The sequence below is a fragment of the Stella humosa genome (assembly GCF_006738645.1).
Classification (GTDB): domain Bacteria; phylum Pseudomonadota; class Alphaproteobacteria; order ATCC43930; family Allostellaceae; genus Allostella; species Allostella humosa.
The window spans coordinates 1,262,243-1,282,606 of sequence record NZ_AP019700.1 but is presented as its reverse complement, the minus strand read 5'-3'; the positions used below and the strand labels follow the sequence as shown (position 1 = coordinate 1,282,606).

At 74.3% G+C, this 20,364-nt stretch carries 21 protein-coding genes; 2 read left to right on the top strand and 19 right to left on the bottom strand.

Annotation, left to right across the window (positions count from 1 at the left end):
- Positions 1 to 268: 268 nt before the first annotated feature.
- The 19 genes from STVA_RS06080 to STVA_RS05990 all read right to left on the bottom strand — a co-directional run bounded on the left by STVA_RS06080 (position 269) and on the right by STVA_RS05990 (position 17,696).
- The gene (locus tag STVA_RS06080) at positions 269 to 3,526 is read right to left on the bottom strand and encodes an SPRY domain-containing protein (RefSeq protein WP_142235678.1); all 3,258 of its coding nucleotides are present in this window, start codon (positions 3,524 to 3,526) and stop codon (positions 269 to 271) included.
- Between the two features lie 13 nt (positions 3,527 to 3,539).
- A complete protein-coding gene (locus STVA_RS06075; protein ID WP_123689482.1) occupies positions 3,540 to 3,980 on the bottom strand; it encodes a hypothetical protein in 441 nt (146 codons plus the stop codon).
- Positions 3,981 to 4,021: 41 nt separating this feature from the next.
- Positions 4,022 to 6,883 carry a hypothetical protein gene (locus STVA_RS06070; RefSeq protein WP_123689483.1) on the bottom strand — a complete coding sequence of 954 codons (2,862 nt, stop codon included), beginning with the start codon at positions 6,881 to 6,883 and terminating at the stop codon, positions 4,022 to 4,024.
- 6 nt (positions 6,884 to 6,889) lie between these two features.
- Positions 6,890 to 7,204: a phage tail assembly chaperone gene (locus tag STVA_RS06065; protein ID WP_123689484.1), complete on the bottom strand. Its 315-nt coding sequence runs from the start codon at positions 7,202 to 7,204 to the stop codon at positions 6,890 to 6,892.
- A 17-nt stretch (positions 7,205 to 7,221) separates the two neighbouring features.
- Positions 7,222 to 7,626 (bottom strand): hypothetical protein, encoded by a 405-nt coding sequence (locus STVA_RS06060; protein WP_123689485.1) that lies wholly within the window; start codon positions 7,624 to 7,626, stop codon positions 7,222 to 7,224.
- A 13-nt stretch (positions 7,627 to 7,639) separates the two neighbouring features.
- Positions 7,640 to 9,052, bottom strand: a complete 1,413-nt coding sequence (locus tag STVA_RS06055) for a phage tail tube protein (RefSeq protein WP_123689486.1) — start codon at positions 9,050 to 9,052, stop codon at positions 7,640 to 7,642.
- A 28-nt stretch (positions 9,053 to 9,080) separates the two neighbouring features.
- Positions 9,081 to 9,491, bottom strand: a complete 411-nt coding sequence (locus STVA_RS06050; RefSeq protein WP_123689487.1) for a phage tail terminator-like protein — start codon at positions 9,489 to 9,491, stop codon at positions 9,081 to 9,083.
- Positions 9,488 to 9,802 (bottom strand): HK97 gp10 family phage protein, encoded by a 315-nt coding sequence (locus STVA_RS06045; protein WP_123689488.1) that lies wholly within the window; start codon positions 9,800 to 9,802, stop codon positions 9,488 to 9,490. The genes STVA_RS06050 and STVA_RS06045 overlap by 4 nt, the downstream gene beginning before the upstream one ends.
- The gene (locus tag STVA_RS06040; RefSeq protein ID WP_123689489.1) at positions 9,799 to 10,164 is read right to left on the bottom strand and encodes a hypothetical protein; all 366 of its coding nucleotides are present in this window, start codon (positions 10,162 to 10,164) and stop codon (positions 9,799 to 9,801) included. The genes STVA_RS06045 and STVA_RS06040 overlap by 4 nt, the downstream gene beginning before the upstream one ends.
- Entirely contained in the window at positions 10,161 to 10,715 is a 555-nt protein-coding gene (locus tag STVA_RS06035) for a DnaT-like ssDNA-binding protein (RefSeq protein ID WP_123689490.1), read from the bottom strand. The genes STVA_RS06040 and STVA_RS06035 overlap by 4 nt, the downstream gene beginning before the upstream one ends.
- A gap of 3 nt (positions 10,716 to 10,718) precedes the next feature.
- A complete protein-coding gene (locus tag STVA_RS06030) occupies positions 10,719 to 11,741 on the bottom strand; it encodes a major capsid protein (protein ID WP_123689491.1) in 1,023 nt (340 codons plus the stop codon).
- Positions 11,742 to 11,773: 32 nt separating this feature from the next.
- Positions 11,774 to 12,445 carry a head decoration protein gene (locus STVA_RS06025; RefSeq protein ID WP_123689492.1) on the bottom strand — a complete coding sequence of 224 codons (672 nt, stop codon included), beginning with the start codon at positions 12,443 to 12,445 and terminating at the stop codon, positions 11,774 to 11,776.
- Between the two features lie 38 nt (positions 12,446 to 12,483).
- A complete protein-coding gene (locus STVA_RS06020; protein ID WP_123689493.1) occupies positions 12,484 to 12,903 on the bottom strand; it encodes a hypothetical protein in 420 nt (139 codons plus the stop codon).
- A 30-nt stretch (positions 12,904 to 12,933) separates the two neighbouring features.
- A complete protein-coding gene (locus tag STVA_RS06015) occupies positions 12,934 to 13,347 on the bottom strand; it encodes an XkdF-like putative serine protease domain-containing protein (RefSeq protein ID WP_123689494.1) in 414 nt (137 codons plus the stop codon).
- Complete coding sequence (locus STVA_RS06010; protein WP_123689495.1) at positions 13,347 to 14,600, bottom strand: phage portal protein family protein; 1,254 nt, start codon at positions 14,598 to 14,600, stop codon at positions 13,347 to 13,349. Before STVA_RS06010 ends, STVA_RS06015 begins: the two co-directional genes overlap by 1 nt.
- On the bottom strand, positions 14,587 to 15,936 hold the full coding sequence (locus tag STVA_RS06005; RefSeq protein WP_123689496.1) for a DNA-packaging protein: 1,350 nt from the start codon (positions 15,934 to 15,936) through the stop codon (positions 14,587 to 14,589). Before STVA_RS06005 ends, STVA_RS06010 begins: the two co-directional genes overlap by 14 nt.
- Positions 15,933 to 16,466, bottom strand: coding sequence for a hypothetical protein (locus STVA_RS06000; RefSeq protein ID WP_123689497.1), 534 nt, complete (start codon positions 16,464 to 16,466; stop codon positions 15,933 to 15,935). Before STVA_RS06000 ends, STVA_RS06005 begins: the two co-directional genes overlap by 4 nt.
- Positions 16,467 to 16,581: 115 nt before the next feature.
- Positions 16,582 to 17,127 (bottom strand): hypothetical protein, encoded by a 546-nt coding sequence (locus STVA_RS05995; protein ID WP_123689498.1) that lies wholly within the window; start codon positions 17,125 to 17,127, stop codon positions 16,582 to 16,584.
- Positions 17,128 to 17,132: 5 nt separating this feature from the next.
- Positions 17,133 to 17,696: a helix-turn-helix domain-containing protein gene (locus STVA_RS05990; protein WP_123689499.1), complete on the bottom strand. Its 564-nt coding sequence runs from the start codon at positions 17,694 to 17,696 to the stop codon at positions 17,133 to 17,135.
- Between the two features lie 104 nt (positions 17,697 to 17,800).
- Between STVA_RS05990 and STVA_RS05985 the strand changes: the two genes are divergently transcribed.
- Positions 17,801 to 18,535: a LexA family transcriptional regulator gene (locus STVA_RS05985; RefSeq protein ID WP_123689500.1), complete on the top strand. Its 735-nt coding sequence runs from the start codon at positions 17,801 to 17,803 to the stop codon at positions 18,533 to 18,535.
- A 101-nt stretch (positions 18,536 to 18,636) separates the two neighbouring features.
- Positions 18,637 to 20,361 (top strand): glycosyltransferase family 4 protein, encoded by a 1,725-nt coding sequence (locus STVA_RS05980; RefSeq protein WP_123689501.1) that lies wholly within the window; start codon positions 18,637 to 18,639, stop codon positions 20,359 to 20,361.
- Positions 20,362 to 20,364: the final 3 nt, after the last annotated feature.

The following is a 20,364-nucleotide window of genomic DNA, read 5'->3' as shown; positions in this document are numbered from 1 at the left end:
CCACCGCCGCCGGCGCGGCCGCCGCCACCGCCGCCACCGCCGCCGGAGCTGCTGCCGTCGCCGCCATTGCCCCCCTTGCTGGCCGTGCCGGCGCTGCCCGCCGATCCGCCGGACTGGCCGCTGCCACCGCCGCCGCCCGCGGCCGTCGTGCCGCCGTTGCCGTGACGGGCGCCGCCATCGCCACCGTCGCTGCCCGTGGCACCACCACCGGGCCCGCCGGCAGCCTCGGCCGAGCCGCCGCCACCGCCCGGCGCCTGGAGGACCGCCGTCAGCCCCTGGATGATCCCCGCCGCACCGCCGCCACCGCCGCCCGAGCCAGCCGAGCCCAGGCCGCCACGGCCGCCTTCGGAGAGCCGGGCGACATGCCGCCGGCGCCGGCCGTCACCCCGCCATTGCCGGCCCCGCCGCCACCGGGGACCACGACCGTCAGCAGGTCGCCCGGCGCCACGGCCAGCACGCCATCGACGAAGCCCCCACCGCCACCCGGAAAGCCGGTCGTGCCGACCCCGCCATGGCCGCCCCTGCTGCCCCACAGCTTGGCCCGGAGCGCGGTGACGCCGGCCGGCACGCGAAAGCTGTAGCCACCGGGCACGGCGAAGACCCGCCGCCCGGCGGTCGCGCCAAGCCCGCCGTCCAGCGTCGCGGTCAACGGGTATTGCGGCCGCGAGGCGACCCAGAGGGCACCTTCCGCGGCATCGACGAACGCCTGTCCCGGGGCGGGCGGAAAGGACTCCGCGGGATCGAGCAGGACCCCGCCATCATGGATGCCATGCCCAAGGGCCGGCTCCACCCGGACCGGCCCGTCCGCCAGGCGATAGAGCCACAGCCCCTGCACCGAGCCCAGTTCGGGCGGCTGGGCATGCCGCACGGTGCCCAGCACCGCCGGCAGGTTCTTGCCCGCCAGCTCCGCCGTGCCGGCATGGGGACGCAGCCAGATCGACCAGTCGGCATGGGTGCCGGTGCCGGCACAGTCCGTCGCCTCGACCGCCAGTTCCCCGGTGGCTTCGGTCCAGCCAGCGACCGTCCCCGCCATCCAGGTGCCGGTCAGGTCGCCGGTGCGAGCGATGCGCACGCCGTCGCCGGCCACCGCCAGCGGCTCCTGGCGCACCGAGACCGCGTCGACCGTGCCGGCGAAATCGGCGTCGGCCCGGAAGGACAGCCGGGTCGTCGACCCCACGGCGAGGAAGGTCGGGCGGTAGGTGCCGGTGGCCGCGATCGGGTCGCCCACGGGCTCGCCCCCCGCCATCGGCTGCAGGCTGCCGGCCGTGCGCACCACGTCGAGGCGGACGCGATAGAGGTTGTCGGCGGCCGTCGCCAGGTTCTGCTCCAGCGCCGCGGAAACGCCGGGCGACTTGGTCGCCCTGGCCGACCCGCCTATCCAGTCGGCGCCGGCATCCCAGCCGGCGAGCGACGTGGCGAAGCCGCCATTGGCGACGAGGTCGGGCAGCACGAAGGTCCGCGCGCCGAAACCCACCGCGACCGACGAGGCCGAGGCCAGCAGGACGCGGTCGCCACGGAAGGTCGCATCTTGCAGCGGCCGGTCGAGGCGGCGCAGCCGGTCGCGCACCAGGAAGGTCGCGCGGCCGTCGTCGAAGGCCGGCTCCTCGACCAGGCCGGTGAAGACCGGGCGGAAGGCGGCCCATGGCCAGGCCGGATGGCCGACCATGACCTGGACGCGGCGCCAGCGGAAATGCCAGCGCCGGCCGCCGGTCGTGGTGACGGCGGTGGCCAGGTGGTCGAGTGCGCCATCGGCATTCTCCAGCACGACCACGCCACGCGCCGGCTCGGACCGACCAAACACGGCCATTCCGGACCAGAGCTGCCGGCGCAGTTGGAAGTCCGCCAGCCGGCCGGGGAAGCGCGTGCTGGCCGGGTCGTCGGCGGCCCGCGTGATGTAGTCGCCGGCCGACCAGCGCAGCGGCACGAGAGTCGCCGTTTCGGCATCCCAGGCATCGATGGTCACGACCCATTCGAGGGTGCCGGCCGCCGGTGCCAGCAATGCCGCCAGGTCGCCCGGCATCGGCACCGGGTTCAGCACCGGCGTGCCGGCCGCCACGACGCAGGCGCCGCCGACGATGGTTGCCCCGCCGGCCGCGACCGTGCCCGCGAAATCCCAGGCGATCGAAACGCTGGCGAGGCCCTCCGCCAGCACGACTTCGCCGCGCGCGACAGCCAATACGGCGCCAGTGCCGACAGCCAGCCCGACTGAATGGCCGTTCGCGAACCATTCGCCCGCCATCGCATCCAGCGCGACACCCGCGCCGCCGATGACGGACGGGACCGCGCCGGAGAGGACGACGCTCGCTGTCGCCGAAGCCAGGCTCTGCCCCGCCCCAGCCAGCAGGTCCGCCGCCCCGGGGCTGGCCTGGACGCCGCCCGGCCCGCCATGCAGCAACTGGCCGGCCGAGAGGGCGATCGGCGAACCTGCCCACGCCACGGCGCCCGGCACGGAGATGCAATCGACACCGGCGCCGGCACCAATGACGACGGGCGACCCGGTGGCCTCGATCGTTGCCGCGCCTGCCTCGCAGAGCTGGCCAGTGCCGGCTTGCAGCAAGCCGGGGTGGCCGGTCGCCATGGGCACGGCTGCCGCGGCCATCAGCATCTGGCCCGCGACCAGCGCACCGGCCGCACCCGTGGTGATGCAACGGCCGGCGGCTGCCGCCAGCGCGATGCCGCCGCTGATCGCGGCTTCGGCGGAACCGCCGGCGAGGACGACCTCGCCGCCGATCGCAGTCGCGAACGCGCCCACGCCGGCCTGGACGGACGCCAATGCGCCAGTTGCCGCCGCAGCCCCGGCCGCGGCCTGGCCCAGCATGCCGACCGAAAGGCCGACCGCGGCACCGCCGGCAGCGAGCCCGCTGGTCGCAACCGCCAGGCCCTGGCCCGTGCCGGACACCAGCGTCGCCCCGCGGCCCTGCACCGCCAGTGCGGCGGCGCCGATCGTCAGTTCGACGCCGTCCCCGGCCGATCCCCAGCCGCGACTGAAGCCGGCCGGCGTGGTGCCGACATAGTCCGCCAGCAGCCGCAGGGTGCCGCCACGGGTGGTGCCGCCGCCATCCATGCCACCCGCCAGGAACAGCGTCGTGCCGCCGGTGAAGCTGTGCATGGCGCCGGTGCCGGCGGCGGGATTGCCGGCATGGACGGTGCCACCCCGGCCGTACCAGATGCGCCCGGCGTCGAGATCGACGAACAGGTCGACCGCATCGCCATTGGCAAAGTTGTCGTAGTCGGCGCCGTTGCTGCCGCCGGCGCGGATCGTGCCCTGGCCGTTGATCACCCAGCTCTGGGCGGTGTCGCCGGGCGGCGTGCCGATGGCGTGGCCCGCCGTGGCGAAGCCATGGCGTGCGGCACTGCCCGCGGACGAGACGTGGGAAAGCTGGACATGCCACTTGCCGGCCGACAGCCCGATCGTCGAACGCACGGCGCCGACCAGGCCGGACGCCGCCTGCCAGGTGCGATTGGCGTTGGAGAGGGTGAGGTCCGCATCCTTGTCGGCTGCGTTCCAGAGGGGCTGGGCCGGCATCGTGGCAGCCCCGTCAGGCGGCGGGTGCCAAGGTGAACCAGCCGTTGGTGCCGTCGGGCGACACCACGAACGGTCCGTCCGAAGACGCGGCCGAGCCGCCGCCGGTGTTGAGGTCGACATAGCCCAGCAGCGCGTCGCTCGCATGGCTGTCGTCGAAGATCACCAGCCACTTGGCGGTGATCGTCACGTCGCTGCCGAAGTTGACCGGAGACGAGGTGAACTTGACCGTCGTGCCCGACCGGGTCACCGCGACCGAGCCCAGCGTCGCGCGGGCATAGTCGCCACCGCCCGCCACCTCGTTGCTGACGTCGGCCAGGTCGTCATGGGTGGCCGCGTCGGGCGTGTGGGATGCGGTGGCGAGCAGCGCCTTGAAGCTGTGCCCGTCCAGGTCGATCTCGCCCTTGGCGATCCGCTCGATCGCCGCGCCGTAGAGGGTGAAGGTGCCTGCCGCCATGGGATCGCTCCTGCTGGTGAAAAGGGAGTGGATGGAAAGGTTCAGCGCCGGCCGCTGCCGGTGGCAGCACCCACCGCCGGGCGGTCGGCGACCGCGATGCGCAGGTCGGTGCGCAGGCCGCCCAGTTCGCGCGCCATCGCCGCCAGCCCGCGTTCGAGCATGGCGAAGCGCGCTTCCAGGCGGGCCGCCTCCTGCCGCTGGCTGGCATCGGCGCGCGCAGCGGTGGCGCGCAGCGCCTCGAGGCTGGACGCCATGCCGGCATGGTTCTGGTTGGCGGCCAGGCCCTCGACCAGGCGCGCCTGCTCCACCGACAGCACCCGCTCGCCCGGCATCGCCAGGATGGGCACGCTGTCGCGGCCGGGGATGCCGCCCGTGACCAGGCCGCCCGCGGCATAGGGAATGCCGAAATGGCCGAAGGGCACGGTCGCCTGGCGGCGCAACTGGTCGATGAAGGCGATCCAGCGGTTCATGTCGGGGTTGCCGCCCGGCGACAGGAAGGCTTCGTGCCCGCCACCACCAAAGGCGCCGCCATAGCCGGCCGCCGTGGCCGAGGCGAAGTACTGCCGCCGCGTCAGCCCCAGGCCCGAGGCGTGCGGCGCGTCGAGCCAGGCGAGCGCCCCGGCATCGGTCACTGCCCCCTGATAGTCGGGAAAGCGCCGGGCCATGAAGGTCCCCGTGGCCTCGTCCGCAGCGCGGCCGAGATGGGCGACGCCGAAGGTCGGTGCCGCCGCCGGCTGCCCGGCCGGCTGGCGCAGGTCGGCGCGCAGGCCCGCCACCTCCTCGGCGATGCGGGTCAGCTCGGCATTGGCGGCGCGCGCCAGGCCGGCCTCGACCCCGGCGGCCGCGGCCGCAGCACCCTCGCCGGCTTGCAGTCGCTGGAGGCTGGCAGCGAAGATCGCGACCGACTGGGCCGACGAGCCATGGACGGTGCGCGCCAGTTCCTGGACCCGGGTGGCCACCTGCTGCAGGTCGCGTGCGGCCTGGGGCGCATCCTCGCCGCCGGCCAGCAGGCGGCGCAGGGCATCGGCCTCCTGCCGCCGGGCCTCGGCCAACTGGTCGCCCGGTGCCAGCGGCGACGCCGGGCCGGTCAGCAGGCCGGCGCGAAAGCGGCCGAGGCCGGCTGCCGCCGTGCCCAGCGCATCGGCCAGACGGGCCGCCGCGCGGGCAGCCTCGCGCTGCTCCGCCTCCAGGGCGCCCAGCGCCAGGATCGCATCTTCCGCTGCCCGCCGCGCGCCATCGTCGACGACGCCCACGGCCCGCGCCGGGGCGGCATCCGTCACCGCGGCGTCGATCGCGGCCGCGATCGCCTCCAGCGCATCCGGCCCGATCAGCCGGCGGTCATACTGGTTGGCGAAGCGCGGCATCAGCGCTTCGGCGTCCGAACGGCTCAGTCCGCCGGTGGCGCCGGCCGCCAGCGCCGAGCGGATGGCGGCGAAGAAATCGGGCGTGGCCGCCGGGTCGAGGCCGAGCGCCGCAAACAGGGCATCGCCGGTCGGCACATAGTCGCGCCCGCCGAGCGTGGCGGCCGTCCGGTCGACGAAGGCCGCGCGCTCGCCGGGCAGGTCGGCCGCCAGGTCGGCGATGGCGCGGGCAAGGCCGGTCTCGATCAGGCCCGCCGCCTCGGCCGCACCATAGCCGAGCCGTTCCAGGATCGGCGCCATCGCCTGCCATTCGGCGGTCAGGCGGCGCGTGCCCTCCTCCAGCCGCGACAGGGGCTCGTCGGCCGCGGCATCGCGCAGGCCGGCCATGGTCTCGACCATTGCCCGCATGCCGTCGGTCGCCCGGTCGAGCGGCAGGCCCAGTTCCTGGGTCTTGTCGAGGAAGCCGCCGATCCGGGTCGCCAGCGCCTGGGCATCGGCGCGGCCGGCTGCCTCCGCCGCCGTCGCCATGGACTGTGCGAAGTCGCCGATGCCGAGGTTGAGGCGCGCCACCGCATCCTCGAAGCCGGCGATGAAGCCGGCATCGGCCATCAGTTCGTCGACGGTCTCGGCGGTCGACCCGGCCAGGTGGGTGGCGATGCGACGGCCCAGATCCTGGCCCCAGGCCGACCAGTCGGAATCCTTCAGCAGGGCGACGGCGAAGCCTTGCCGAGCCGCCTCGACCGCCGCCGCATTCTCCGGATCGGCCTGGAACCAGGCACGACCTGCGGCATCCGGGCCGTCGCCGGCACCGGCGTCGTAGAAGAGGCGCAGCCCCTCCTTCTGGTTCAGGGTGGCGCCGATCGCCGCCCCGGGATCGGTCGAGCGGCGGACGGCGAACTGCTGTTCCAGCGCCAGCACCATCCGCGTCAAGTCGGTGGTGACGCCCTGGGCCGCATCGGTGACGGTCGGGAAGGCGGTGCTGGCGTGCTGCGCCGTATCGGGGTCGGACAGCCAGACGGAGTACTCGCCCTGCGGCACCTTGGGCTTCTTCTTGAACAGCGATCCCAGGAACCCGCCCAGCGCCCCGCCGGCCAGACTGGCGATCGGCGACAGGAAGCCAAGGCCGGCCGGCAGGATGGCGGCCAGGCCCGTAGCGGCCGCCCGCCCGACATCGTCGAACAGGCGCGTGAAGTCGAGCGAGCCGCCCGCCCCGAACATCCGGCCGACATCGCCGGCCAGGCGGTTGAGGATGCCGAGGAAGCCGCTGGCGGCCCGGTTGCCGCCCACCAGCAGCCCGTCGAGCAGGCCGGCACCGCCCGGCACCGCCGCCGCCCGCTCGAACGCCGAAAGGCTTCGGGCGGCAGCATCCAGCGAGCGGGCGATGCCGTCGCCGCCCTCGCCCAGGCTGCGGCCAAGGTCGCCCACCCCGCCCTCGGCCGCCAGTGCCCCGGCGCGGATGTCGTCCAGCGCCCGGACCGCCCGCGCGGCCCCGGCCTCCGCCCCGGTCGGGTCGATCAGGATTTCCAGCACCACGTCGGTCATGGTCGGTCATTCCCCCTGGACGGTGCCGGCATCTGCTGGACGGGAAGCGGCCAGCCATTGCTGGTCGAGCGCGACGACGAGTTCGCGGAATTCGCCCCGCAGGACCGGGTCACGGACCTGCTCCTCGTCGAGCCAGGTACGGATGGCAGCGAGCGGGATGGCACCCGCCGGTAACCGCTCCCGCGACAGGTCTAGGAAGGCGCGCCAATAGGGATCGGCCCAGGGGGCGATCTCCGGCCGGCTTGCCAGCGCCGGCGGGACGATGCCGGTGCCGGCCGCCCGGGCCTCCAGGAGATCGGCCCGCGCGCCCCACTCCAGCACCCAGCCCAGGGCCGCCGTCAGTTTTTTGCGACGTCCGCCACGAACTGCCGGCGGAAGGTCTCGGCCGTGTTGGCCGCCTCGAAGACGAGGTCGCGGAAGCGGCGATGGGCCGGGTCGAGGAAGATCGCCGTCGCCCGCTCGCGCGAGAAGGCGATGGCCTGGCCGCCCTCGTCGGCCAGGCCCTGCCAGCCGCACAGCACCTCCTCGGCCAGCAGGCGAGCGGCGATCTCGTCCTGCTTCTCGGCCGGGATGGCGAGGCCGGCGCCGACGAGGCGCGCCAGCGGCCGCAACAGGCGGGCCTGGGCGTTGCGATAGGCGGGTGTCGCGGTCGACCGCACGGTGACGACGAGCCCCGGCAGGATTTCCACCGGCACGCCCGCCTGCTCGGCCACCGGATCGGTGGCGAGGTCGCTCAGCTTCATGGGACGGTCCTCCTCAGGCCGCGAATTCGGGCAGGCGGTCGATCTGGATCGAGCAGCCGGTGACCGGGTCGCGCAGGCCCATCAGGTCGAAGCGCAGGACGCAGTCGGCATTGCGGCTGCCGGCCTCGATGCGCCCGCCGGCCAGCTTCACGCGCGGCAGGGTGACGACATAGGCTTGGCCGGCCGCGGCAGCCACGAAGGCGAACGAGGTCTCGGTGCCGCCCAGGTACTTGTCGTAGAGGGCGCCGTCCTGGAAATAGGCCTCCAGCGTGCCGCCGACCGCGGCGTCGCCGACGCCGATGGCGACGTTGCCCAGCGCCCCCACCGCCTTCACCTCGCGCAGGTTGTTGTCGAGTTCGACCGTCATCTGGCGGACGATGCCGGCGCCGGCCCCGCCCTCGCGCACCAGCAGCACGTCGCCGACCGCGTTCATCACCGGCGCCGTCCCGGCCGGCACCGGCTCGCCGGTGCCGAAGCTGGCGGTGCCGCGCCGGGCGTCGCGGCCCACGAGGTCGAAGCTGGCCTCCAGGATCCGGCCCGTCGCCAGGGTCAGGCGCAGCACCCGCACCATCTGGCCGCGGAACAGCAACACCTGGCCGATGTCGTCATGCGCACGCTCGATCGAGTGGGAGATCTCCTCGATCCCGTTGTGCAGCACGTCGCCGAAGAAGACGCGGATCGTCCGCCCGGTGCCGGGGTCGGCCATCCAGCCTTCGGGCCGATGGTCGAGGGCCAGGGCATGGGCGGCGATGCCGGCGATCCGCGCCCAGCCATTGTCGGCCGCCGTGACGAAACGCTGGCCGGATGCCGCCCCGCCGATGGCGATCCACTGGCCGACCGCGAGCCCCAGCGTGGTGAAGTCCAGATCGGTCGATTCCAGCCCGCCCGTCACGGCGGCGATGTCGCCCGCCTCGCCCTCGAAGCCGACCGCGCGGATGCTTTGGCCGGCGGCCGTCGCCTCGACCGCCAGGGGCGTGCCGGCGACCGTTACCGCCGTACCTGTCGCAGACGCGACGCGATGCAGCCCGTTGTTGCCGGCAGCGGCGAAGCCGGCGCCGCGCAGCAGGTGCCCTTCGGCGAAGGCGCCACCGCCGGACGCCACGCCATAGGCCGAGGTGGAGGTCGCGGCGGCACCGGACAGATGCGCTACGGCCGCGAAGCGCCCGAACAGCCCCGCCTCGAACAGCGGGTCGGCGGCGCCGAAGCTGAGTTCGACGCCGATCGCGCCGGCGGCACCGGCATCGACGGTGGCGACGTCGGCCACCTGGCGGTCGGCGCGGAATTCCTCCGAGGCGACGTGGCGCAGGTTGAAGTCCAGGCTCTGGGACTTGGCGCGCAGGGCGCGCATGGGCAGGGCCGGCGTCTCGCCCCAGCTCGTCTCCTCGACGAGGCGCAGGGCCACGCGGCTGGTATCGCCGATGGTCATGTCGGGTCTCCGGATGTGGCGGAAGGGTTCAGAACAGGCTGTCGCGGGCGAACGGCACGGTGACGGTGGCGCGCGACCAGCCCTGGTCGTCCTCGCCCAGCGCCAGGCGGGGGGCAGCACAGCGCAGGCCGGGCGCCGACCAGCCGCGCAATATGGCGGCCGCCCGGTCGGCCAGTTCCAGCAGGCGCGCCCGGCCCTGCCCCGGTGGGGCAAAGACGTCGAGCGTCACCAGGCCGGCATGGCGGTAGAGACGCTGCCCGTCGACAGCCAGGCCGACCGCGCGGGCATCGACCGGCACGACCGCGAAGCGCAGCCAGGGGGCAGCGTCGGGCGGCGGGGTCGGATCGTTAGGCCAGCGGACCGGCACGGCCGGCTCGGCCAGCGCCCATTGCCCGGCAAAACGGGCCGAGAGCGCCAGCAGCTCAGCGCGCCAGCTCATGGCCCGCCTCCATCCGGTCGCGGCAGGGCGACGGCGACCGCCAGCACCGCCGGGCGCGCCATCGGCCGGGCGGGACGTCCGCGATTGCCATACTCGATGGCCGCGGCATAGGGGACGACGTTGAAGACGCGGACCGGACCGTCGCCGCCAGCCTCGACCGTCCAGCCATCGCGCAGCCGGCCGGTGCGCACCGGGCTGCGATCGGCGGCCGCATCGCGGACGGCGTTCGCCGCGGCCAGCGCCACATCGGGCGCCAGCCGCTCCAGCCGACGGGCGAAACCGTCGAGCACGTCCGTGAAGCCCGCGCTCATCGCCCGACCTGCAGCATGTAAAGGGCGGCGCCGGCACCGACCGAAGAGGTCTCGACCGTGACGACCGGATGGCTCGCCCCGTTCACCGTCAGCATGTCGCCCGGGCGCGGCGGCGCGGGGAAACCGGCGGCATCGAGCGCGCGGGCAGCGACATAGACCTCCATCACGCTCACCGTTCGTCCCCCTTCGCGCGTCGAGCGGCGATGCAAGAGCGCCGGCACCCGGCCGGTGGCCGCACCCGGCGTCGACGCCTGGGCAGCGGCGTCGAACGCGCCGGTCGCCCGCGTCAGTTCCACCGGCGTCCCGAAGCGCGCGATGATGTCGGCCGCGTGGCCGCGCACGAGACCTGCCAGCGGGTTCATCGCTGCCCTCCGTCATGCATGCCCGCGCGGAACGGCGGCGGCGCCGCCGCCGGCACGGCCAACCGCGGCACCGGCGCCGGCGGCCGCAGCAGCGGTGCGAGGGCTAGGCTCACCGCGGGCGGCAGCGGATCGCCCGCTGCCATCTCGACCGACAGCGGCCCCAGCGCGAAGCGGCGCACCGCGCGCGCGGCCTCGGCCAGGCACCCAGGCTGCTCCAGTTCCAGGCGCGCCGCCTCGGCGACCGCCACCAGGAGCGCCGCCGGCAGGGTATCGGCCGATACGATCGGCTGGTCGGCCGCGTCGCGAACGTCGCGGCGCGGCCAGGCCAGCCCGTTGACCGACCAGGGCACGGCCTTCGTCCCCTTCCAGCGGTCGGCGAACAGCCCGTCGACCGCCGCCGTCGCCCGGCGTAAGGCCGACTCTCGGACGGGATCCGATGCTTCCGGCCAGGCCAGGGCCCCCATGGCGGCGTGATGGGCGTCGGCTGCGGCCAGCGCCAGATAGCTGTCGGCGCCGGCGACGCCGGCACCGGTCTCCACCATGAGGGCCATGGCTCAGTTCGAGCTGTGGATGCGCACGGCGAGCGCCGGGCGGCGGACGACGGGCAGCGGGTTGCTCTCGGTCATCAGGTCGATGCCGCGGCCATCCGGGCGGCCGACCTGGCGGGCATAGAGCGGCAGGCCGATGGTGTTGGCCGCCTCGATCAGGTTGGCCGGCGCGAAGTAGGTGACGAAGGCGTCCGCCGTGCCGAGCGGCACGGCCAGCCCGTCATTGGCCGGCAGCAGCGGCTCGCTGCCGTTGCCGGACAGGGTGACGGTGCCGCCATACTCCTCGAACACCAGGCCGGCGAAGGGGAAGCCGCGGCGCATGTCCTCGCGCAGCGGCTGGCCGCCGGTGGCCGCGAAGTAGCGGTAGGCCTCCTTCACCGAGGCGTGCTTCACCAGCTTGTCCCAGAATTCCGGGCTGACCAGGACATGGACGCCAGTCATGCTCTCGCCGCGGAGGTTGGTCTCCATGTGGCGCAGCACCTCGCGGCACTTCTCGGCCACTTCCGTGCCCGAGGTGCCGAGCGCGAAGTCGACCGTCTTCTGGATGATGCCGAACTCCGCATGCCAGTCGTAGAGGACGGTCCCCGCCCCGTCGCGAAGCTGGCCGCGCAGCGCGTTGACGCGCATGAACTCCAGCGTCTGCGCATGCTTCATGCGCATGCGGGCCAGCCGGCGCTCCATGAGCTGGGCCAGCGGGTCGGCGGCATCGCTGGCGCCAAAGGCCCGCACCCCCTGCACGTCCTGCGGCAGGATCACGTCGTCATGGGGGATGTGCGGCACGACGAAGCCGCGCTGGCGGCGCTGCGTGCGGTTGGCCAGCGTCGGCGGGCCGCCGGGCGGCACGGAGGGTAGCAGGTTCAGCGTGCCGTCGGCCTCCTCCAGCACGATCTGGCGCTGGGTCACCCCCTCCTCGCGGAAGATGCCGAGCTGGCCCACCCGGCCGTAGCGGTTGGGCAGCAGGTTGATGGCCTCGGTCAGCTCGGCCAGCGAGAAGCCACCGGCGTCGAACGGATTGGTGATGACGGTCATGTCGATGTCTCCGGTCGGGGAAGGGAGATGGCTCAGGCGCCGGGGCGGGCGACGATGCCGAGCCGCTCGAGGTCGGCCAGCCCGGCCGCGACCTCGCCCGGCTCATGGTCGTCCGGCCAGGAGAGGCCGTCGGCGCGGACCAGCGCCGGCCCGCGCACCAGCGCCAGGCCGGCGGCGTCGCCTGCGGCCGGCACCAGCACCGGATCGACCAGGATGGCGGCCGGCCGGGCGGTGCCCTGGGTCCCGGCTGGGTCCAGCTCGACCAGCTTGCCGGAGCCGGCGGCCACCGCGATGGTGAAGCTGTCGCCGAGCGCGAAGTCGGTCGCCCCGTCCGCCAGCGTGAAGGCGAGACCGCCGCCGGCGAAGGCCGAGCCGACCCGGCCGATGCCGACCAGCCGGCCATCCGGCGCGGTGACGGCATAGGTGCCGCCATCGGTGGCGGCGGCAAAGATCCGCAGCCGATAGGTTCCGGGCTCGGCCCCCGCCCCCACTGCGACGGCACCCATCGCGCCGTTGCCGGTATTGCCGCCGACCGCCGCAGCGGTCGCGGGCGTGGCCGTGGCGATGCGGCCCAGCACGGTGCCGGACGGGATGGTGCGCGCGCTGCCGCTCGACAGCAGCACCACCCGCTCGCGGGTGAAGCGCGGATCGGACTCGTGCTTGAGCCAGTCGCCGGCCGCGGCCGGCAACGTCTTCGCCGTCATGGGAACTCCTTTCGAGGGTGATGGGACAGCCGGCCGGATCAGCCGCGGGCGGCGCGCGCCCGGCGGACGATGGCGGACTCGGCCTTGTGGACGGCCGCCCGGCCGCGCTCGCCATAGAGATCGGCCTCGGCCAGGGCGGCGGCGGCCCGGTCGAAGATGGCGTCGAGCCAGCCGCAGGTTGCGGGCGACACCTGGCCGGCATGCTCGGCATAGGCCGTGGGGTCGATGCCGATCGCCGACCAGCGCGCGGCCTTGGCGAGGCGATCGTGGCGCTCGCGCTCGGCCTTCAGGGCGGCGATCTCGGCTTCCTTGGCCGCGACTGCCTTGGCGACGGCGGCCGCCACCGGATCGGGGCCGGCATCCGTCCCCTTCACCAGCAGGATGCGGGCACCGGGGTTGAGGCCCTGGCGGCAGAGGCTGATCTCGGTCACCGACAAGTCGACGAGGCGATGGGTCATTGGCGTATCTCCGTTCAGGCCGGCCCCCCTTCAGGCCGGCAGGCGGCGGGCGCGGCCGCCAATCGACAGCGCGGTCAGTTCGCCCGCCAGCACCTCGGCCCAGGCGTCGGGGTCGTCGATGCGGATGCCGACGAACCAGCCCTCGCGGCCGGGCGGCATGCCCAACACGGCCTGGATCGCCGGGCTGACGACCAGGCTTTCGACGACAGTGCCGACGGCGGGGGTCTGATCCCCGCCGTCGGCATGTCCGGCCGCCCCGCGGCGGGATTGCGCCATGAAAGCGTGGGCGGCGCGGACAAGCTCGTCGGTCGCGATCACGTCGCCCTCGGCATCGACCAGGGGCTGGCCGGCCTCGACCGACACGCTGGCCCAGCCCCAGACGGTGCGGAGCGTCGCGTCGGCCTTGGCGATCGGCACGGTGAGGGCGAAGGAATGCTCGGTCATCACGATTGCTCCGGGTTGGGATCGGGCAGCGGCAGGCCGGCCGCCGTGCGCAGGAAGCGGGCGAGCCCGTCGTCGGGGAAAAGCGGCACGCCCGCCGCCGCCAGCCGCTCCACCAGGCCGGCCAGGGTGGCGGCATCGACCCGGCCGACCCGGCCCGGCACGAAGCGCGGCATGGTGGCGGGCGGCAGGGCGTTGATGCGCCACAGGCGCGGCACGAGATGGCGGTTGAGGACGGCCGCGATGGTGCCGAGCCAGGCGGTCAAGGCCGTCTCGAAGCGGTCGCCCTTGTCGCGGGCCAGCGCGTAGGAGCCATTGCCGTCGCGGCCGAGCAGGATGAAATCGGCCAGCGCCGTCATCGCGATCTCGCGGCTGCGGTCGACGATCGCCTCGCGGATCGGCACCGACTGGCCGGATGGCGCCCCCAGCAGCCCGAACTCGAAATAGGGGTGGCCGTGCTCGTCGCGGTCGGACGGCAGCACCAGCCCGGCGCGCTCGTCCACCTGGGTGTCGCGGACGATGCGCTGGAAGTCCTCGAACAGCGCACGCTCTTCGGGGGCCGCACCGGCCGCCATGAAGCGGGCCGGGATGCGGGCGACCGGCAGGCCGCCCAGCGCGCGCCAGTAGCCGATCGCCTCCCCCTCCTCCAGGCGCTTCTTGAAGTACCAGGGGCGATAGGCATTGCGCAGGATCGAGCGGCCCTCGGGATTGCCCTTGGCCGTGGTCGTGCGGAACAGCAGCGACTTCTCGATCGGCACGAAGACCGGCTGCGGCATCTCGGGCGAGGCTGCCTGCCACAGGCCGCGCACGCCGCCCGCCGGATCGAACTCCCACCGCAGCAGCGTCTCCTGCCCGCGCAGCGCCAGCTTGCGCAGGCCGATGCGGCCATCCGCCGGGCGCCGCTTCCAGACGATCTCGAACCAGGCCCAGCCATGCACCAGCATGCCCAGCACCTCGACCAGGAAGTCGTCGAAGCCGTGGCTCATGTCGTCGCGCACGCTTTCCAGGAAACGCGCACCATCCCGCGCCGCGGCATCACCGCCGGCCGGCTCGACCGACCAGGGCACGCCGCGCAGGGTCATCTCGACCGCGAAGAGGACCGCCCCCACGACCGGGTCGTTGGCCGCCATTTCGCGATAGACGGCGACGCCACGGCGACCCTGCAGCTCGGGCAGGAACTCCTCGCGCACCAGGCCGGACCAGGCGCGCAGGCCGGACCGGCCCAGTTCCGCCAGGTCGGGTTCAGCGCCGGCCATCGCCGCCCCCGAAGAAGAAGGGGGCCACGACCGGCACCGCCGGCCCGTCGGAAAGGGCCGTCAGCGCCCAGACCAGCGCGTCGACGCGGTCGGGCGACGGGCCGTCGCTGCCCGGAAGGTAGGCACACATCTGATCCTCCAATGCATCGAAGCGGCCGGCATGGTGGACCCGGCCCTGCTCGTAGAGGGCGGCCACCGGCTCGGCCCGTGCCTGCTTGCCGCGGCTGGCCGTCACCTTGCGGTAGGCCAGATCCGGCGATGGCCGCAGCCCGTCCGCCGCCATCGCCTCGGCGGCGCGGCGCAGCACCGCCTCCACCATGTCGCCGCCATTGTTGGCCTCGCCGATCAGGCGGTCGGCGCCGTGGCGATCGAAGGTCGCGACCGCCCGCCTGGCCCAGCCGGCCGGCGACAGGCGGGCGCTGGCATCGGCCAGGACGTAGAAGCGCCCGGCCCGGTCGCGGGCGGCCGCCACGATGCCGGTCTCGGCGCTGTCCTCGCCCGCCGTGGCCGCCGGGTCGACCGCGACCACGACCCGCACCGGCGGCTCGGCCGGCGCGGCGCGGAAGCCCGGCCGCTCGAACAACGCGCGCTGCCAGAGCGCGCCCGGCACATCCTCCAGGAACTCGCCCGCCAGCTCCTGACGGCCAAGGCGGGTCCCGCCATAGCGGCGCGCCAGGTCGGCCAGGGCGGCCGGCGCCAGGTTGGCGGCATTGTCCTCGGTCGTGCCGCGGGTCACCACGGTGCCGGGATCGGCCAGCAGGCGCTTCAGCCAGGCGCGCGGGCGCGGCGTCGAGGTGGCGATGCAGCGCGCCTCGCCCCGCCGCAGCCCCATCATCAGGTTGTGCCAGGCCTCCTCGTCCGGCCATTTGGCGACCTCGTCGGCCCAGGCCAGGTCGTGCTCGGGCCCGCGGAGCTGCTCGGGGTCGACGGCCGCGAAGGTCGTGGCGACGGCGCCGTTGGCCCAGGTGAGCCGGCGCAGCGAGGGCTGCCAGCGCGGCCGCGCCCAGGGCGGCGACACGGCCAGGATGCCGGACGGCCCCTCGACCATCACGTCGCGCACGTCGGCCGCCGTCTCGCCGACGATGGCGATGCGGCGCGCCCGGCCCTCCGTCACCTCGGCGCGGATGAATTCGGCCGCCGCCCGGGTCTTGCCGGCGCCGCGGCCGGCCTGGATGAACCAGACCCGCCAAGGCGGCGGCGGCGGTAGCTGCATCGGCCGGGCCCAGAACCGCCATTCGTGCAGCAGGTGGGCGCGGGCGGCCGGTGACAACGAGGCCAGGAAGGCCGAGCCCAAATCCGGACGGGCGGCCAGGCGTGCGGCGACCGACTGGTTCATGCCGACGCCCCCGCCGCCACGGACGTTTCCCGATCGTCCGCGCAGGCCGTGCAGCGTGCGACCGCCGCTGCCGGCGGCCGCGGCGCCCGGGCATTCAGCAGGTCGGCCAGGCGTTGCAGCCGGCGGGCGACCTCCGCCGCGGCCTGTTGCACCGCCGCGCCGTCGTCGACCGCTGCATCCTCCGGCAGGTCCAGCGCCAGCAGGCGGGCGCGCCTGGTCTCGATCGCCAGGATGCGGTCGATCGCCGGGCCGTCGCCGCCATCGGCCTTGGTCCAGGCGCCGGCCAGCGCTCGGTCGAGCCGGCGGGCCTGAAGGCGACGCTCCACATCCGGCTCGTCACCGGCCTCGCGCAGCGCCCGGGCGACGGCGCGGCGGGCGGCGGTGGCAGAGGGGAACAAGGTCGCCGGGCCCTCGCCGTCGGGGCTGGCGGCAATCCGGCCATAGTCCAGCCCGGCGGTGCGCAGGGCCAGTGCCTCGGCCCGGCGGCGGGCGGCGGCGCGGCGCTCGGCACCCCGATCCGTTGCCTCCATCGCCGGCCCTCCCCCTGAAACGCATTCGGCGCGGGGCCCCTCGCCAGGGCACCGCGCCGATCGTGCTTTTTGGTACACCGCCCACCGTTCTTGCGGTAGAGGGGTTACCGCATTTTTAGTTAGCCGGCCGCTCGAAATGCGCCGCCAGCGCCGCCAGCCCCAGGCGCAGGTCGGACAGCCGGGCGGGGCAGCCCGGCAGTTCCAGCGCCACCACGGCTGCATCGACCGCGCGCACCGCCGCCGGGCCAGCCAGGCCCAGCGCGGCCCGCGCCGCCCGGTAGCGATGGAGCGCCCGGCGCTCGGCCTCTTCCTGCGCGACGATGTCGGCGGGCGGGGACGTCGGCCCCGCCCGCTCCAGCCGGGCGGCCCAGAAGAGCGGGGGCAAGGCCACCGGCGCCCGCGACAGCCGCCAGGCCAGGCGGGCGAAGCGCCAGCCCGCCTGGACGGCCGCCGGCCGCAGCCCCGCCGCCGGGTCCTTGGCATGGCGCGCCGCCAGCACGTCGAGCGGGAAGTCGATCGCCACCCGCTCGTCGCCGGCCACCCGCCGGCGCTGGGCCAGCAGTTCGGGCGTGGGCCCGTCCACATCCGCCAGGCGCTGGGCCCGGGTGGTGCGGCGGCGCCGCTTGGCGTCAGGATCGCTCGGTCGGCCCGGCCTTGCCATGGCCGTCAACCCGCCAGCAAGGCAAGCGAACTGGTCCCTTCGACCACGGTCATCGGGCGAAGGATGCGGCCGATGCGGTCGCCGCGGACGGCCTGCGGATCGTCGCCGAAGCGGGCCCAGGCCGGCCAGTCGAGACCGGCACGATAGCCATAGTCGGCCGCGTCGGCCGCCGGCCCGTCGCCGCCCGCCGCCGGGCCGTTGCGGTCGCGCAGCCGCCGACGCCACGCCCGATAGGTCGAAGGATGCACCCCGAACAGGGCCGCCGCCCGCCCGTCGCCGACGCCGGCCGCGGCCAGTTCGGCCATCGCGTCGTCGCTCGGCGGCCAAGGCCTGGCACCGGCCGCCGGCGCGCGCGACCGCCCGGGCGGCACCGACGGCGGCAACCGCCCGGCCGCCCGCGCCGAACGCAGCCCGTAGCGCGCGGCCAGCAGCGAGACCGATGCCGGCGAACGGCCGAGCCGGCGGCCGATCACCGCCAGGGTCTGGCCGGCCGCGAGTGCCTCCGCCAGGGCATCCCTCGTCGGCGGCCAGGAAGGATTCGCGCGCCCCTCTTCGATCTCTGCGGTCATTCCGCCCTCCCGTCATGGAACATAACAGGAACAACGCTACGTATTATGCGTTATGCGGACAAGGCGGGGGTGTCGTTCAATGCAACTTTGCGGTATGGTGGGCCATGGTCGAGGCATCGCAAGCGGCCCGGGGCCTGAAGGTCCTGCGCGAGGAGGCCGGCCTGTCCATGCGACAGACCGCCGACGCGCTCGGCATGTCGCTGACCGGCTACCAGCATTACGAGGACCGCTTCAAGAAGCCGTTTCTGCCGGTCGACCTGATGCGTCGGGTGGCCGGCATCTTGGCCGAGCGCGGCATCGCCGCCGACCGCGCGATGGAACTGGCCGGCACTACGCCCGACCTGGTCGGCATCGAGCCCGCACCGCCCGGTTCCGTGCCCGCCCAGCCCACGATTGCCGCCCGTCCTCCCACCGCCGACCTGCGGTCGGCCGGGCCGACCGTCGTGCATTTCGACCGCGCCCGCCGCCTGCCCGTCTATGGCAGCGCCCAGGCCGGGCCGGACGGCCAGCGCATCGATTTCGACCCCATCGAGTGGATCGACCGGCCGGAGGCCCTGCGCGAGGTGAACGGCGCCTTCGCCATGTATGTCGTGAACGACAGCATGGAGCCCAAGTACGAGCAGGGCGACATGCTCTACGTCCATCCGACGCGGGTGCCGCGACGCCTGAGCCATGTCGTCATCGTCAAGACGGACGGCACGGCGCTGGTGAAGCGCCTGGTGCGGGCGGAAGCCGACGCCGTCGTCGTGCGGCAGTACAACCCGGCCTGCGAATACGTCATCCCGCGCGACCAGGTGAAGGCGCTCTACCTCGTCATGGGCTCGATGGACGGGCGGTAGCGGCAACCGCCCCGCCGCCACGGCCTTGACCCCGCCCCGCCCGCCTCCCTAGTTTCCGGGCGCCTCCCCGGACCAGCCGGAGGCGCTAGTCCGGAGACGTCATGCCGTCCGAGCCGATCGACTGCCCAATCCCGGCGATCCGCTATTCCCCGCGCGCCGTCATGGCGGCGCGGCCGCTGATCGTCGGACTGACGGTGGCGACGCAGACCTTCTTCGACGCCTATGTGCGAGCCAACCCCGGCCAGCCGATCGTCGGCTACGTGCGCGACGAGGCCTCCGTGGACGACATGCGCGCGCATGTCGCCGAGCTGGGGGGCGACCCCGCGCAGGTCGGCTTCGTCACGCCCGACAACCGCGACGAGCTTGCGCGGGCGGGGGCGGTGCTGATGCTGGACCCCGCCCTGGAGCGCGAGGCCCGCGCGCGCCGCGATCCCCGCGGCTACAGCCTGATCGGGCTGACGCACAGCCTGTCGAGCCGCGAATCCTGGCGCGAGATCTCCCGCTACACCGCAGCCCCTTTGCAGCCCTGGGATGCGATCGTCTGCACCTCGCGCGTCGCCCGCGACGTCATCGACACGCTGCTCGACGCCGCCGACGAGAGCATGGCGCAGGTGGGTATCCGCACCCCCCGGCCGCGCCCCAGCCGGCCGATCATCCCGCTCGGCATCGACGGCGCTGGGCTGGCTGCCTGCCCCGTGCGCCGTGCCGACTGGCGGGCAAGGCATGGCATCGCCGCCGACGCGGTGGTGGTCCTATTCTTTGGCCGGCTCAGCATGCACGCCAAGGCGCATCCCTTTGCCATGTTCCGGGCGGTGGAAGAGGCGGCACGGCGCCTTTCGGTGCCGCTGCACTTCGTGCTGGCGGGCCAGTTCGCGACCCCGCCGATCCGCGAGGCGTTCCACGGGCTGGCGGCCGAGCGCGCCGGCCTGTTCCGGACCACCATCATCGAGAGCCCGGACAACGAGGAGCGGCGCGCGGCCCTGTCGGGCGCCGACATTTTCCTGTCGCTGGCCGACAGCGTCCAGGAGACCTTTGGCCTGGCCCCGGTCGAGGCCATGGCCGCCGGCCTGCCGGTGGTGGTGACCGATTGGGACGGCTATCGCGACACGATCCGCCATGGCGTCGAGGGTTTCCGCGTGCCGACCGTGATGGCACCGTCGCCGGCGGGCGCGCTGGCCCTGCGCCAGTACCTCGACAACACCATCGAATATGACCGCTTCTGCGCGGTCATGGGCCAGATGGTGGCGGTCGACATCCGCGTCGCCGCCGATGCCATCCACACGCTGGCGAGCGACCCCGCCCGGCGCCGGCTGATGGGGGCAGCCGGGGTGGCCCGGGTACGGGCGATCTTCGACTGGCCGGCGGTGATGGGGCAGTGGCGCCGCCTGTGGACCGGCCTGGCCCGGCTCCGTGCCGAGGCACCGATGGTTCGTCGGCCGCGACCGCCCAGCCCACCCGCCGACACCGCCGCGCCATCAGCCCCGCCCCCGGGCGTGCCGCCGGCGACGATCCCGGAGCCGATGGCGCTGTTCCGGACCTTCCCGACCCGGCTGCTGAATCGTCACGACCGGCTGCACCTGACGGCGCCGGACGCGCCAGCCCTGGTCGAGCGGGCTCGCGCCACAGGCTCCTTCCGCTATGCCTTTGCCAACCTGCCGGGCCGCGAGCGGGTCGAGACGGTGATCGAGCGGATCGCGCAGACCCCCGGGATCAGCGTCGAGGGCCTGATGCTGTCGTTGCCGCAGCCCCACCGCACCGAGGCATTGCGCACCTTGCTGTTCCTGGCCAAGCGTGACCTGCTGACGATCAGCCGGCCGCCCGCCTGAGCC